We start from the raw sequence: 15391 nt of genomic DNA, 5'->3' as shown, positions 1-15391 counted from the left end.
CCCCGCACGCCGGGAGAGCCATCATGAACATCTCGAAATTCTTCATCGACCGCCCGATCTTCGCGGGCGTCCTGTCGGTGGCCTTGTTCCTGGCGGGAGCGATCTCGCTGTTCCAACTGCCGATCTCCGAATACCCGGAGGTCGTTCCGCCGTCGGTCGTCGTCCGCGCGCAGTTTCCGGGCGCCAACCCCAAGGTCATCGCCGAGACCGTCGCCTCTCCGCTGGAGGAGCAGATCAACGGCGTCGAGAACATGCTCTACATGCAGTCGCAGGCCAACAGCGACGGCAACATGGCGCTGACCGTGACCTTCAAGCTGGGCACCGACCCGGACAAGGCGCAGCAGCTCGTGCAGAACCGGGTGTCGCAGGCGCTGCCGCGCCTCCCCTCCGACGTGCAGCGGCTGGGCGTGACGACGGTCAAGAGCTCGCCCACACTGACCATGGTCGTGCATCTGCTGTCGCCCAACGACCGCTACGACATGACCTACCTGCGCAACTACGCGGTCCTCAACGTCAAGGACCGGCTGAGCCGCATCCCCGGCGTCGGCGAGGTGCAGGTCTGGGGCTCGGGCGACTATTCGATGCGGGTTTGGCTCGACCCCGCCAAGGTCGCCCAGCGCGGCCTGACCGCGTCGGACGTGGTGGCGGCGATCCGCGAGCAGAACGTCCAGGTCGCGGCCGGCGTCATCGGCGCCTCGCCCTCGCTGCCGAACACCCCGCTGCAGCTCTCGATCAACGCGCAGGGCCGTCTGACCACGCCCGAGGAGTTCGGCGCCATCGTCCTGAAGGCCGGCGCGGAGGGCGGCGTCACCTATCTGCGCGACGTGGCGCGGGTGGAGATGGCGGCCTCGCAGTACGGCCTGCGCTCCCTGCTGGACAACAAGCCGGCGGTGGCGATGGCGATCAACCAGTCGCCGGGCGCCAACGCGCTGGCGATCTCCGATCAGGTCCGCGCGACGATGGCCGAACTGAAGGCCGACATGCCCGACGGCGTCGATTTCAGCATCGTCTACGACCCGACCCAGTTCGTCCGCTCCAGCATCGAGGCGGTGATCCACACCCTGCTCGAAGCCGTCGCGCTGGTGGTGCTGGTGGTCATCGTCTTCCTCCAGACTTGGCGCGCCTCGATCATCCCGCTGCTGGCGGTTCCGATCTCCATCGTCGGCACCTTCTCGCTGATGCTGGGGCTCGGCTATTCGATCAACGCGCTGTCGCTGTTCGGCATGGTGCTGGCCATCGGCATCGTGGTGGACGACGCCATCGTCGTCGTCGAGAACGTCGAGCGCAACATTGAGAACGGCCTGTCCGCCAAGGAAGCCACCTACCGCGCCATGCAGGAGGTGAGCGGCCCGATCATCGCCATCGCGCTGACGCTGGTCGCCGTCTTCGTGCCGCTCGCCGCCATGTCCGGCCTGACCGGCGAGTTCTACAAGCAGTTTGCGATGACCATCGCGATCTCCACCGTGATCTCCGCCTTCAACTCGCTGACCCTGTCGCCGGCCCTGGCGGCGGTGCTGCTGCGCGGCCACGACCAGCCGCAGGATTGGCTGACCCGTGGGATGAACCGCGTCTTCGGCGGCTTCTTCGGGCTGTTCAACCGGGTCTTCCACCGCGCCTCGACCGGCTACGGACGGGGCGTCGGCGGGGTGGTGCGGCGCAAGGGCCTGATGATGCTGGTCTATGTCGGGCTGCTCGGCGTCACCGTGCTGCTCGGCCGTGCCGTGCCGATGGGCTTCGTCCCGGCCCAGGACAAGGAGTACCTGATCAGCTTCGCCCAGCTTCCCAACGGCGCCTCGCTCGACCGGACGGAGGCGGTGATCCGCCAGATGACCGACATCGCCCTGGCCCGCCCCGGCGTGCAGAGCGCCGTCGCCTTCCCCGGCCTGTCGGTCAACGGCTTCACCAACAGCTCCAGCGCCGGCATCGTCTTCGTCACGCTGAAGCCCTTCGCCGAGCGCCACGACCCGTCGCTGTCGGCCCTCGCCATCGCCGGTGATTTGCAAAAACGCTACGCCGGGCTGAAGGAGGCCTTCGTCGCCATCTTCCCGCCCCCGCCGGTGATGGGGCTGGGCACGCTGGGCGGCTTCAAGATGCAGCTGGAGGACCGCGGCGCGCTGGGCTACGAGGCGCTGAACGCGGCGGTCAATTCCTTCATGGCCAAGGCGATGCAGACGCCGGAGCTGGGGCCGAGCTTCTCCAGCTATCAGATCAACGTGCCGCAGCTCGACGTCGACCTCGACCGGGTGAAGGCCAAGCAGCAGGGCGTCGCCATCGGCGAGGTGTTCGACACCATGCAGATCTACCTCGGCTCGCTCTACGTGAACGACTTCAACAGCTTCGGCCGCGTCTACCAGGTCCGCGTCCAGGCCGACGCGCCCTTCCGCGCCGATTCCGCCGACATCGGCCTGCTCAAGACCCGCAACGCCCAGGGCGACATGGTGCCGCTCTCCTCGCTGGTCACGGTCAAGCAGAGCTACGGGCCGGAGATGGTGGTCCGCTACAACGGCTACACCGCCGCCGACATCAACGGCGGGGCGGCGCCCGGCTTCTCCTCGGGCCAAGCCCAGGCGGCGGCCGAGCGCATCGCGCAGGAGACCCTGCCGCGCGGCGTGCGGTTCGAGTGGACCGACCTGACCTACCAGGAGATCCTGACCGGCAACGCCGCGCTGTGGATCTTCCCCATCAGCATCCTGCTGGTCTTCCTGGTGCTGGCCGCGCAGTACGAGAGCCTGACCCTGCCGCTCGCCATCCTGCTGATCGTGCCGATGAGCCTGGGGTCGGCGCTGGCCGGGGTGTGGCTGACGGGGGGCGACAACAACATCTTCACGCAGATCGGCTTCATGGTGCTGGTCGGCCTGTCGGCGAAGAACGCCATCCTGATCGTCGAGTTCGCCCGCGAACTGGAGCACCAGGGCCACGGCGTGGTGCAGGCGGCCGTCGAGGCCAGCCGGCTGCGGCTGCGTCCGATCCTGATGACGTCGATCGCCTTCATCATGGGCGTGGTGCCGCTGGTGACCTCCACCGGGGCCGGCGCGGAGATGCGCCACGCGATGGGCGTCGCGGTGTTCGCCGGGATGATCGGCGTCACCCTGTTCGGCCTGGTGCTGACGCCGGTGTTCTACGTGCTGCTGCGCAAGCTGGCCGGGGCCGGGAAGCCGGCGGCGGCGGTGCCCCATGGCGGTGCGCTGGCCCACGGGCACGGCGACGACTGAGGAGCCTGCGGGTTCTACGCCCCCGCTTCCTCCCTCACGGGACGGAGCGGGGGCTTCGTCGTGTCCGCCTCTGGGGTGCGGGCCGCCGCCACGCCTGCTTGGAACTTCAACGACTAAAACGCCGATTTCTGCTCCCGGCGCCGGTCCAGGGCGATATCGAATTGGCGCAGAAGGCGGTTCAGCGTTTCGAAATCGACATGGCGAGACGGAAAGTTCTTCATGCAACGGCTGTCCAGATGCACCACGCTGATCAATGCCGACACGCAATAGCCCAGAAGCCAGTAGCGTGCATGGATCGTGCGCAGGAAGTCGCGAAACAGGGACGGGTACCCGCTTATCAGCGCGTTGAAGCCCCTCTCGTATTCTCCGAGAATGTGGCGGATATCCAGCAGAGTGGCGTTGAGCATATGGCTCACACGCTCGATGTGCATCATCAGTTGCTCATCGTAGGGACGGTGATTCCTCAAGTCGGCCGGCACGCAGTCCTGGGATCGCAGCCACGCGTTGATGGTACGGATCCGCGGAGCAATGCGGCGAAGCTGGTATTCGTAGAAGGTAATGCCTTTCCAGGCGCTGAAAATCGCGTCCGCTTCCGAATGATCGATGCCGAAGGCCGACACGAAATGCCCGGCCTCCTCCATGTCCGGATTCCAGATGGCGTCCAGAAACCGCCCGACGATTGCCTCGCCGCCCAAACCATCGCTGACGGCCTTGCGCACAATCGGTTCCACTCGCCGGCTGATCATCCGGCGCAGCTGGGACTCCTCTTCTGCGGCAATCTGCCAATACCGCTGATCGACCCGAATCTTCTTGGCCTCGAAGTAGGTTTTCAGCAGAAAGGCGTCCAGAGACGGAATGTTGTCGATCAGGGACAGGAGGCTAAGGTCGTTGCAGACCGTCTCCTGCTCCACCGCCTCAGGGCCAAAATGCTCCTGCAACAGCACGGTGCTGTTGCGGGAACGCAGATAGATGGCAACCCCACCGGTTTCCCACTGGCATTCGTCATGGGGAATATAAATGCCGGTTTCGACCGGACGCTTGATGGCTACGCTCCCCGCGCCACAATTCAAGAAATCGTGGCCGTCGCCTTGGCTTTCATCAAAATTCGGATATTTGAAAAGGATAATGCGGTTCAAACCCCCATTCCGAAACAAATGGGCTGTCTCTGGCAAACTTCTCGTAATAGACAACAGATTCATCGATACGCTGGAACCACCGTATAGAATTTGCTCCAGTATCGGCGAGATTGCCTCCAAGCTACGTCGCGCCTGCATGAGTCTCCTTTACCAAAGTTTCCAGAAAAGGAACGATCCATCTTATAAAAAGAAAATCCTCCTTTCTGCGCACCAAAGAAAGTGCACACCACAGAAAGACAGCTGAATTGGACAATTTTCACCTGAAAGCGAATTTGGATTGATGCGAGATTCGCTTAAGGGATCTCACTTCAATGAGATTCGTTCTCTTGCGAATATTAAACACCGGAATCGTTAACATTTTTTCTACTATTTTCGGGAAGGGGTCGGTCATTTTGACGCACTGGTGGCGTGCATGGAAAAATGTTCCTTGCGTTTTGCGTGTTGTCCCGATTTTGCAACTTGCACCGCGCCTTCGCTCACCATGACGATGGCGACGGCGACCGCCCCGCTGGCCGGCACCGCCGGGTCGATGTCCAAGAGGCCGTCCACCGGCAAGGCCGGCGGAACCGGGCGCCGCGACCATCACGACAACCGGGCTGCGGGTTGAAAGCGCCATCGACGCCACCCCCTGCCCCGAACGCATGAGGCGACCAACGCCGGGATGGCCTGCCTCGACATTCAGAGCAACCGCTTCCAGTCGCCCGAAAGCCCCGCGCGGTTCTTCCGGCGCGGTTCACGCTGTCATCGTCGAGGCCGCCGCCGCTTACACCCGCTTGGCGATCAGCGGACCGCGCACCGGGGCCGTGTCGCCGATGATGAAGGCCCGCCGCACCCGCTCCGCCGCCTCGTCGGCCTGGGCCTCCGTCCGCGCGTGGACGAAGGCCAGCGGCCGGTCCGGCCCGGCCTCCGCCCCCAGCCCGGCGACGGCGTCGAAGCCGACCGCGAAGTCGATGGCGTCGGTCACCTTGGTCCGCCCGCCGCCCAGCGCCACCACCGCCATGCCGACCGCGCGGGTGTCGACGGCAGCGACCCAGCCCGTCCGCTCCGCGAAGACCGGGCGCACCACCGGCGCGATTTCCAGATGCGCATCGGGCCGGTCCAGGAGGTCGGACGGTCCGCCCAGCGCGTGGACCATGCGGGCGAAACGCTCGGCCGCCGCCCCGCTGCCCACCGCGCGGTCCGCCATCGCCCGCCCGGCCGCCGCGCCCGACGCCAGCCCGCAGCGCGCCAGCAACTCGCCGGCCAGCGCCACCGTCACCTCGCACAGGCGCGGCTCGGCCGGACCGCCGCGCAGGATGGCGAGGCATTCGCGCATCTCCAGCGAATTCCCGGCGCTGTGGCCCAGCACCTCGTTCATGTCGGTCAGCAGGGCCACCGCCGGCAGCCCGGCGCCCTCGGCGACGGTGACGATGCTGTCGGCCAGCGCCTCGGCGTCCTCGAAGCGCTGCATGAAGGCGCCGGAGCCGAACTTCACATCCATCACCAGCGCGTCCAGCCCGGCGGCGAGCTTCTTCGACAGGATCGACGCGGTGATGAGGTCGAGCGATTCCACCGTCGCCGTCACGTCGCGGATGGCGTAGAGCCGCCGGTCGGCCGGCGCGATGTCGTCGGTGGCGCCGATCACCGCGCAGCCGGCCTCCTTCACCACCCGGCGCAACAGCTCGCTGTCGGGTTTGGCCTGATAGCCGGGGATCGCCTCGAACTTGTCGAGCGTGCCGCCGGTGTGGCCCAACCCCCGCCCCGACACCATCGGCACGAAGCCGCCGCAGGCCGCCAGGATCGGCGCCAGGATCAGGCTGACCTTGTCGCCCACCCCGCCGGTGGAATGCTTGTCGATCACCGGGCCGGACAGGCCGAGCGAGCGCCATTCCATCACGCGGCCCGAATCCCGCATCGCGAGCGTCAGGGAGACCCGCTCGTCCAGGCTCATGCCCTGGAAGAACACAGCCATGGCGAAGGCCGAGGCCTGGCTTTCCGTGACGCTGCCGTCGGTGATGCCGCGCACGAAGGCCCGGATGGTCGCGTCGTCGAGCGTCCGGCCGTCGCGCTTGGCGCGGACGATCTCCTGCGGAAGCACCATCGGCTCAGTACCCCGCCGGGGCCGGCACCGGCGCCGCGTCCTGGCCGGTGCGGTGGCCGAGTTCGGCCAGCAGCGCGTCCAGCAGGCTCGACGCGCCGAAGCGGAAGGTCCGCGGCGTCGCCCAGCCCTCGCCCAGGATGTGGTCGGCCAGCGCCAGGAATCCCGCCGCGCCGGCCGCGTCGCGGATGCCGCCCGCCGCCTTGAAGCCGACCGGCTTGCCGGATTCGTAAATGCTGTCCAGCATCACCGCCGCCGCTTCCAGCGTCGCCGCCGGCTGGGTCTTGCCGGTGGAGGTCTTCAGGAAATCCGCGCCCGCCGCGATGGCGTCGCGCGACGCCCAGGCCAGCAGCTCGGCGTCCGGGAAGGCGCCCGATTCCAGGATGACCTTCAGCAGCGCCTTGTCGCCGCAGGCCTCGCGGCAGGCCTTCACCACGTTCATCGGCTGGGTGCGGGCGCCGTCGATGAAGGCGCGGTAGGGCAGCACCACGTCGATCTCGTCGGCCCCGTCCTCGATGGCGCGGCGGGTCTCGGCGGCGACGGCGGCGGCGTCGGCCTCCCCGGTCGGGAAATTGACCACGGTGGCGATCTTGACCGGCGTCCCGGCCAGCGCCTTGCGGGCGGTCGGCACGAAGCGCGGCCAGACGCAGACGGCGGCGACCGGCCCCTCCGGGGTGAGCGCGCGGGCGCAGAGCGCCTCAATGGTCCGGTCGCCGTCGTCGCCGTTCAGGCTGGTCAGGTCGAGCATCCCGATGGCCCGCCGCGCGACGGCCGGATCGGACGGGGCGGTGGCGCAGGCGTCGAGCGCGCCTTGCAGGTCGGCTGGCAATTTCATGACCGGGACCCGTCCTTTTCGTGGAGGCGTTCAAGGAAGCCGACCAGCAGCCGCTCCAGGTCGGAGGCGGCGGCCGAGGCGGCGCTCAAGGTCTGGTGATGGTCGACCGGCCCATCGCCGAGCCCCACCCCCAGGTTGGTCACCACCGCGCAGCCGACGACCCGCAGGCCGCAATGCCGCGCGACGATGCATTCGGGCACCGTGGACATGCCGACCGCGTCGGCGCCCAGCGTCTTCATCATCCGCACCTCGGCCGGCGTCTCGAAGGACGGGCCGGGGTAAGCGGCGTAGACGCCCTGGGCCAGATCGAGCCCGAGTCCGCCCGCCACGTCGGCCAGCATCGCGCGCAGGTCCGGGTCCCAGGCGTCGGTCATGCTGGGGAAGCGGTCGCCGAACGGGTCGTCGTTCGGGCCGGTCAGCGGGTTGCTGCCCAGCAGGTTCAGGTGGTCGGTGATTGCCATCAGCCGGCCGGGGCCGACCTCCAGCCGCAGCGAGCCGACGGCGGCGGTCAGGACCAGCGTGTCGCAACCGGCCAGCTTCAGCGCGCGGATCGCGGTCTTCAGCGCGTCGAAGCCGTTGCCCTCATAGGCGTGGACGCGGCCCTGCATGCAGGCGACCTCGACCCCGCCCAGCGTGCCGACCACCAGACGCCCGGCGTGGCCGGGCACGCTGGGCACCGGAAAGCCGGGGATCTCGGTGTAGGGAATGGCGACGGCGTCGGCGATCCGGTCGGCGATGCCGCCCAGACCCGACCCCAGCACGAGGCCGACCCGCGGCCGGTGGCCGGGGGCGCGGTGAAGGATGTCCGCGGCGGCGCGGGCTGCGGTCATGACGGCACTCCGGTCAGAAGGCTAAATTGGTGGGGCCGAACGACTGCGGCAACAGCTCATCCAGCGTAAAGCTCCGGCGCAGCCCCGACGGGTCGCCGACATGGATCGCGGTGCCGGGGGCGGCGAACTCGCGGATGCGCTGGCGGCAGCCGCCGCACGGCGTGCAGAGCGCGTCGCCCGGCCCATCGTCTGCGGCCCCGCCCACCACCGCGATCATCACGATGCGCCGGTCGCCCGCCGCCACCATCGCGCCGATGGCCGAGGACTCCGCGCATTGCCCCTGCGGGTAGGCGGCGTTCTCGACGTTGGCGCCGACGAAGACCCGGCCCGACTCGCCGAGGATGGCGGCGCCGACCTTGAAGCGGGAATAGGGCGCGTGGGCGTTGCCGCGCACCGCCGCCGCCGCCGCGATCAGATCCTCCGGTGTCGCCATCGCCTTAGCGCTCCTTGACGTAGGGGATGCCGCTCGCCTTGGGGGCGATGGCCTTGCCGACGAAGCCGGCCAGCAGAAGGACCGTCAGAAGATAGGGAATGGCCTGGATGAATTGCACGGGAATAACGCCGACCCCCGGCAGGGGCACCCCTTGCAAGCGCACCTGCACCGCGTCGGTGAAGGCGAAGAGCAGGCAGGCGAACAGCGTCGGCCCCGGCCGCCACTTGCCGAAAATCAGCGCCGCCAGCGCCAGATAGCCCTTGCCCGCCGTCATGTCCCGCACGAAGCCCGCCCCATGCCCGGTGGAGAGATAGGCGCCGGCCATCCCGGTCAGCACGCCCGTCACGATGAGCGCCTGATAGCGCAGCCGTGTGACGGAAATGCCGGCGGTCTCGACCGCCGCCGGATTTTCCCCGACCGCCCGCAGCCGCAGACCGAATCGCGAGCGGTGCAGCACCCATTGGGTCGCCACCACGATCAGCAGCGTCGCCCAGATCAGGATGTTGGTTCCGTCGAGCAGTTCACGGAACACCGGCCCCAGCACCGGCACGCCGGACAGCGCCTCGCCCCCCGGCAGGCCGACGGCCGGCAGGCGGGCGGAAGCGGGAAGCAGCGGCGTCTGTCCCCCTTGCGCGAACCACGCGTAAGCGAGCGTTGGCGCTAGCCCGGCGACCAGGATGTTGATTGCCATACCCGACACCACTTGGTTGCCGTGATGGGTGATGCAGGCGAAGCCGTGGACCAGCGCCAGCGCTACCCCGGCGGCGATAGCCGCCAGCAGGCCGAGCCATGGGCTGCCGCTGGCCGAGGCGGCGGCGGCGGCGAAGAAGGCGCCGGCCAGCATCTTGCCCTCCAGCCCGATGTCCACCACCCCGGCGCGCTCGCAGTACAGCCCGGCGAAGGCCGCCAGCACCAGCGGGGTCGCCACCCGCACCGTGGCGCCGAGCAGTTGCAGGACAAGCAGAAAAGCGTCCTCCATCGCGTCAGCCCCCCGTGCCGGTGGCGGTGGGCTTGGCGGCGGCGGGCGCGCGGCGGCGGAACAGCGCCTCGACCTGCGGCTTGAACAGGTTCTCCATGGCGCCCGCGAACAGGATGACCAGCCCCTGGATGACCATCACCAGCTCGCGGTTGATGCTGGGGTAGTCGAAGGACACCTGCCCGCCGCCCTGCGCCAGCACGCCGAACAGCAGCGCCGCCAGCACGATGCCGACCGGGTGGTTGCGCCCCATCAGCGCCACGGCGATGCCGACGAAGCCGACTCCGCCGGTCACGTTCAGGATGATGCGGTGCTGCACGCCCAAGATCTCGTTGACCCCGACGAAGCCGGCCAGCGCGCCGGAGATCAGCATGGCGAGGACGATGTTTCGCGACGGCGAGATGCCGGCGTAGACCGCCGCCCGCTCGTTGCGGCCGACGGTGCGCAGTTCGTAGCCCCATCGGGTGTGGCGCAGGAAGATCTGGAACAGGACGCAGCAGGCCAGCGCCCACAGGAAGGACAGGTTGAGCGGCGAGGCCGGAACCGTGACGCCGATCCAGCCCAGCGCTCGCTCCATCGAGGGCAGCCAGAGGCCGGGGTCGAACTCGCGGGTTTCCGGCGACTGACTGCCCGGCCGGATCAGCACGTCGACCAGCAGCCACGTCATCAGCGAGGCGGCGATGAAGTTGAACATGATCGTCGTGATGACGATGTGGCTGCCCCGCTTGGCCTGGAGCCAGCCCGGAATGAAGGCCCAGGCCGCCCCGAACAGCGCCGAGGCCAGGATCGCCAGCACCGCCACCACCGGCCAGGGCCAGCCGGTCAGCGCCAGCGCGACCAGACCGGCGCCCAGGCCGCCCAGCGTCGCCTGCCCCTCGCCGCCGATGTTGAACAGCCCGCAATGGAAGGCGATGGCGACCGCCAGCCCGGTGAAGATGTAGTCGGTGGTGTAGTACAGCGTGTAGCCGATGGCCTCGGGGTAGCCGAGCGCCTCGGACAGCATCAGCGACAGCACGTCGACCGGGTTCTCGCCGATGACCAGGATGACCAGCCCCGACAGCGCGAAGGCGGCGGCGAGGTTGAGAACCGGCAGCAGCGCGTACCCGACCCAGCCCGGAACGGCGCCCGGCTGCCCCCTACCCGACCCGCTCGACACCATGCGTCCCCCCGGACCTGTCTGGCCGCTCCCCCCGATCTTTAACCGCTCGGCCGCCGGATCACCAAGGGATTTCCAGCCCTTGGCGCCCGCCCGGACCTCTTGCGCCGGTCAGTCGGGATGCGTCTTGTCGATGTGGACCACCCCACCGCAATGCTTGCAGTGCACCGCGTCGAAATCATGCCGGCTCAGCCCGCAGGCCGGGCATTCGACATGGGCCTTGTTGGGGCGGAACAGACTCTGCGCGAATTTGAGGAAAAGCCCGCAGCCCAGCATCATCACCAGCACCGACAACAGTCGGCCATGCGTGCCGACCAGCGTGATGTCGCCAAAACCGGTGGTCGTCAGCGTGGTGACGGTGAAATAGAGCGCGTCGACGTAGGTGACGATCTTCTCGTTCACCCCGAGCTGGGTGACGTAGACGAAGGCGGACACGACGAAGACGAACACCACCAGATTGACCACCGCCAGCATCAGCTCGCCGCGCTCGGCGAACCAGCTGTTGCCCCGCCGCAGCGTGCGCAGGACGGCGTAGGAGCGCAGCACGCGCAGTGCCCGCACGACCCGCAGGAAGGCGTAATTGGAGATCAACATCGGCGCGAGCATCGACAGGATCACGACCAGATCGACCAGCGTCCAGACGCTCAACAGAAAGCGCCGACGATGGCGCGCGATCCAGAAACGCGCGCAGAAATCCGCCAGCAGGACGCCCCCCAGGCCGTAATCGACCCAGAGCAGCCAGTCATGCGGCGGCAGAACGGTGGTGACGAAGACGAACAGCACGGTGACGAGGTCGAACCCCGCCATGGAGAAGCGGAAGCCGCTGTGCGCCTCGTACAGGAAACGGACCCGCGCCCGCCCCGTCTTCAACTTGAAGAGGCGCTGGGTGTCCGAAAGTCCGTTGGATGCAGCCGGCACGCCCCAACCTCACACGGCTTTCCGTGGACGGCCCGCCTCCGGTTTCCGGAAACGGGGCCGTCCACGGTCGCGGTCACTCCGGCGTGGACGCCTCGGCGTCGGCTTCCGGCGTGCCCATCATGGCGTCGGCGACCAGCCCGGCGTTGCCGCGGATCTTCGCCTCGATGGCGTCGGCCATTTCCGGGTTGTTGCGCAGGAAGGTCTTGGCGTTCTCGCGGCCTTGGCCGATGCGGGTGCCCTCGTAGCTGAACCACGCGCCCGACTTGTCCACCACGCTGGCCTGGATGCCGAGGTCGAGCAGCTCGCCCACCTTCGACACGCCCTCGCCGTACATGATGTCGAACTCGACCACGCGGAAGGGCGGGGCCATCTTGTTCTTCACCACCTTCACGCGGGTCTGGTTGCCGACCACGGCGTCGCGGTCCTTGATCGCGCCGATGCGGCGGATGTCGAGACGGACCGAGGCGTAGAACTTCAGCGCGTTGCCGCCCGTCGTCGTCTCCGGGTTGCCGAACATCACGCCGATCTTCAGGCGGATCTGGTTGATGAAGATCACCAGACAGTTCGACTTGGAGATCGAGCCGGTCAGCTTGCGCAGCGCCTGGCTCATCAGGCGGGCGTGCAGGCCGACGTGGCTGTCGCCCATCTCGCCTTCCAGCTCGGCGCGCGGCACCAGGGCCGCAACCGAATCGACGACCAGGATGTCGATGGCGCCCGAGCGCACCAGCGTGTCGGCGATCTCCAGAGCCTGCTCGCCCGCGTCGGGCTGCGAGATCAGCAGATCGTCGATGTTCACGCCCAGCTTGCGGGCGTAGGACGGGTCGAGCGCGTGCTCGGCGTCCACGAAGGCGCAAGTGCCGCCGGCCTTCTGGGCCTGGGCGATGGCGTGCAGCGCGAGCGTGGTCTTGCCCGAGCTTTCCGGTCCGTAAATCTCCACGACGCGGCCCTTCGGCAGGCCGCCGATGCCGAGCGCGATGTCGAGGCCGAGCGAGCCGGTCGAGATGACCTCCGTCTCGGCGACGTTCGCGCGGGCACCCAGCTTCATGATCGAGCCCTTGCCGAACGCGCGTTCGATTTGGCTCAGCGCGGCGTCGAGCGCCTTCTGCTTGTCCATGGAATCCTTCTCAACCAAACGAAGCTGTGCGGACGACATGCCCGGAACCCCTCTCTTAGAACACACGGTCGGCGCTCTTGCAACGAAGGGAAATGTACTCTCTTCGTTCCCGTTTGCAAGGGGCAATGTTCGCGTGATGTTCTCATCGGACGGGTTCGGGCGGGTGAAAGATGGGCCCTGAAATGGGACCGCTCACTTGCCCTCGCGGATGACCTCCTTGACCTTGGTGGCGAGCTGTTTCAGCGAGAAGGGCTTGGGCAGGAAATGCGAGACCTCGACGCCGTCGATCTCTCCCAACCGGTCCTCGGCGTAGCCGGAAATGAAGATCACCCGCATCTCCGGGCGCAGCCGGCGGACGTGGCGGGCCAGCGTCGGCCCGTCCATCTGCGGCATCACCACGTCGGTGATCAGCAGGTCGATGCGGGCGCCGTCGGTCTCGATCTGCTGCAGCGCCGCCTCGCCGTTCTTGGCCTCCAGCACCTGATAGCCCTTGTTGCGCAGCGCGCGGGCGGAGAAGACGCGCACCGCGTCCTCGTCCTCCACCAGCAGGATGATGCCGGTGCCGGTCAGGTCGCTGCCGCGCCGCTCGCGCGGCTCGGCGGTGTCGATGGGGCGCAGTTCGCCCTGGTGGCGGGGCAGCAGGATGGTGAAGGTCGTCCCCTCCCCCACCGCCGAATCGACCAGAACGAAGCCGCCGGTCTGCCGCACGATGCCGTAGACGGTGGACAGCCCCAGCCCGGTGCCCGAGCCCACCTCCTTGGTCGTGTAAAACGGCTCGAAGATGCGCTGGAGGTTCTCCTTGGCGATGCCGCAGCCGGTGTCGATCACCTCGACCGAGACGTAGGCGCCGGCCGGGATCGTCTCGTGCCCGCGCCGCTCCGGCTGGGCGACGGTGTGGTTGGAGGTCACCACGGTCAGCCGCCCGCCGCCGGCCATCGCGTCGCGCGCGTTGACGACGAGGTTGATGATGACCTGCTCCAGCTGGTTCTGGTCCACCTTGACGAGGCCGAGGTCGCGGCCGTGGATCATCTTCAGTTCAATGTTCTCGCCGATCAGGCGGCGCAGCAGGTTCGCCAGCTCGGCCAGCACGTCGGTGACGGTGATGACGCGCGGCTGGAGCGTCTGCTGGCGCGAGAAGGCCAGGAGTTGCCGCACGAGGTTGGCGGCGCGGTTGGCATTCTGCTTGATCTGCATGATGTCGCTGAACGACTGGTCGCCCGGCTTGTGCCGCAGCAGCAGCAGGTCGCAGAAGCCGATCATCGCGGTCAGCAGGTTGTTGAAGTCGTGCGCCACGCCACCGGCCAGTTGGCCGACCGCCTGCATCTTCTGCGACTGGGCGAACTGGGCCTCCAGGCTTTTGCGCTCGGTCATGTCGATGAAGTGCAGGATCAGCCCGGCGCCGACCCCGACGCCGCCGAGCCGCCGGGCGTAAAGCTGCGCCGACAGCTCGCGCCCGCCCGACAATCGCACCTCCAACGGGGCGGCCGGGTCGCTGCCGCCCTGCACGGCGGCAAGCCGGGCAGCGACCGCCTCGCGCTCCGCCGGCACGATCAGCTCGGCCATCGGGCGGCCGATCACCGCCCCGGCCTCGCTGCCGATCAGGCCCAGGAAGGCCGCGTTGCACTCGGTCAGCAGCCCGCCCTCGTCCACCAGGGCGATGCCGATGGGGGCGTCCTCGAAGAAGCGCTGGAACCGCTGCTCGGACAGGCGCAGCGCCTCCTGCCATTCGTGCTCCGGGGTCAGGTCGCGCACCACCGAGCGGGTGTGGACCGAGCCGCCGTCGTCGGCGACCACGACGCTCTGCGCCACCGAGGCCTGGAAACGGCGCCCGCGCAGGCCCCGCATGGCGACCTCGCCGCGTTGTTCGCCCCCGCCACCCTCGAACAGGTCGTAGGGGGCGGCCCCCACCGGCGGGTTTTCCAGGATGTCGTGCAGCCGAGTCGCGCCGTCGGTCAGGTCGCCCGGCCCCCCGCCCAGCCAGGAGGCCAGTGTGGCGTTGACGAACAGGAACTGCCCGTCCTGGTCGACCGAGAAGAAACCGACCGGCGCGTGCTCCATGAAATCGGCGAGCTTGGACTGCTCGCGGAGCATCACCTGCTCCAGCTCGCGCCGCGCGGTGATGTCCTCGATCCGCCAATGGGCGGAGCCGGCAAAGCCGTCCACCGGCTGGCCCTGAACGCGGCGCCATTCCGGCGGGCGCCCGTCGATGCCGGGCACCGCCAGTTCCGCCGAGGCGGCCGCCCCGGCGCGCACCCGCTCGCGCAGGCGGCGGAACTCGCGCGCGCTGTCGGAGTCGGCCATGAACTGGCGTTCCAGCGCGTCGAGCGGCCGTTCGCCGGGTTGCCAGCCCGACAGGTCGCGGAAGGCGGCGTTGCTGTAGACCACCGCGCCGGTCCCGTCGCACAGCAGCTGCCCGGCCGGCATTCCTTCCATGGCGCCGCCCAGCAGCGCGCCGACACGGGCCGAACGGCGCGCAACGGTGACGGCGCGGCCGATGAGCAGCGCCACTCCGGCCGCCGCCACGAGGGCGCCGGCCCATAGCACGGGTTCGCGTTCGAGAAGCAGCCCGGCTGCGACCAGCGCCAGACCGGCCGGCGCCAGGCCGTAGCACAGCAGCGCCACCGCCAGGGAGCCCGAGGGGCGATCCGGCGTGTCGCGGCCGCGCGCGGAGTCGAGAAGGGAAGATGCGTCGTCCACCAAAACT

At 68.4% G+C, this 15391-nt stretch carries 12 protein-coding genes; 1 reads left to right on the top strand and 11 read right to left on the bottom strand.

Annotated elements, in window-relative coordinates; genetic code table 11:
* The first annotated feature begins 23 nt into the window (after positions 1-23).
* Positions 24-3212, top strand: a complete 3189-nt coding sequence (locus tag EJ913_RS25385) for an efflux RND transporter permease subunit (RefSeq protein ID WP_127003187.1) — start codon at positions 24-26, stop codon at positions 3210-3212.
* Between the two features lie 113 nt (positions 3213-3325).
* Here the strand turns inward: EJ913_RS25385 and EJ913_RS25380 are convergent, their stop codons facing one another.
* The 11 genes from EJ913_RS25380 to EJ913_RS25335 all read right to left on the bottom strand — a co-directional run bounded on the left by EJ913_RS25380 (position 3326) and on the right by EJ913_RS25335 (position 15384).
* Positions 3326-4348, bottom strand: a complete 1023-nt coding sequence (locus EJ913_RS25380; RefSeq protein WP_244939485.1) for a hypothetical protein — start codon at positions 4346-4348, stop codon at positions 3326-3328.
* Between the two features lie 387 nt (positions 4349-4735).
* A complete protein-coding gene (locus EJ913_RS31865; RefSeq protein ID WP_185909927.1) occupies positions 4736-4885 on the bottom strand; it encodes a hypothetical protein in 150 nt (49 codons plus the stop codon).
* 226 nt (positions 4886-5111) lie between these two features.
* Positions 5112-6428: a thymidine phosphorylase gene (gene deoA, locus EJ913_RS25375; RefSeq protein WP_127003183.1), complete on the bottom strand. Its 1317-nt coding sequence runs from the start codon at positions 6426-6428 to the stop codon at positions 5112-5114.
* A 4-nt stretch (positions 6429-6432) separates the two neighbouring features.
* Positions 6433-7260 carry a deoxyribose-phosphate aldolase gene (gene deoC / locus EJ913_RS25370; protein WP_127003181.1) on the bottom strand — a complete coding sequence of 276 codons (828 nt, stop codon included), beginning with the start codon at positions 7258-7260 and terminating at the stop codon, positions 6433-6435.
* The gene (locus EJ913_RS25365; RefSeq protein ID WP_127003179.1) at positions 7257-8090 is read right to left on the bottom strand and encodes a purine-nucleoside phosphorylase; all 834 of its coding nucleotides are present in this window, start codon (positions 8088-8090) and stop codon (positions 7257-7259) included. The genes deoC and EJ913_RS25365 overlap by 4 nt, the downstream gene beginning before the upstream one ends.
* Positions 8091-8103: 13 nt before the next feature.
* The gene (gene cdd, locus EJ913_RS25360) at positions 8104-8523 is read right to left on the bottom strand and encodes a cytidine deaminase (RefSeq protein ID WP_127003177.1); all 420 of its coding nucleotides are present in this window, start codon (positions 8521-8523) and stop codon (positions 8104-8106) included.
* Between the two features lie 4 nt (positions 8524-8527).
* A complete protein-coding gene (locus tag EJ913_RS25355; protein ID WP_127003175.1) occupies positions 8528-9502 on the bottom strand; it encodes an ABC transporter permease in 975 nt (324 codons plus the stop codon).
* A 4-nt stretch (positions 9503-9506) separates the two neighbouring features.
* A complete protein-coding gene (locus EJ913_RS25350; RefSeq protein ID WP_127003173.1) occupies positions 9507-10658 on the bottom strand; it encodes an ABC transporter permease in 1152 nt (383 codons plus the stop codon).
* 108 nt (positions 10659-10766) lie between these two features.
* Positions 10767-11573 carry an ion transporter gene (locus EJ913_RS25345; RefSeq protein WP_211099038.1) on the bottom strand — a complete coding sequence of 269 codons (807 nt, stop codon included), beginning with the start codon at positions 11571-11573 and terminating at the stop codon, positions 10767-10769.
* Positions 11574-11646: 73 nt separating this feature from the next.
* Positions 11647-12726 (bottom strand): recombinase RecA, encoded by a 1080-nt coding sequence (gene recA / locus EJ913_RS25340; protein WP_127003171.1) that lies wholly within the window; start codon positions 12724-12726, stop codon positions 11647-11649.
* 153 nt (positions 12727-12879) lie between these two features.
* Complete coding sequence (locus EJ913_RS25335; protein ID WP_127003169.1) at positions 12880-15384, bottom strand: PAS domain-containing hybrid sensor histidine kinase/response regulator; 2505 nt, start codon at positions 15382-15384, stop codon at positions 12880-12882.
* Positions 15385-15391 lie beyond the last annotated feature (7 nt).

The sequence above is a fragment of the Azospirillum doebereinerae genome, from assembly GCF_003989665.1.
GTDB lineage: Bacteria > Pseudomonadota > Alphaproteobacteria > Azospirillales > Azospirillaceae > Azospirillum > Azospirillum doebereinerae.
Note: the sequence above shows the minus strand (reverse complement) of the source record. Positions and strands in the feature narration are given on the sequence as shown.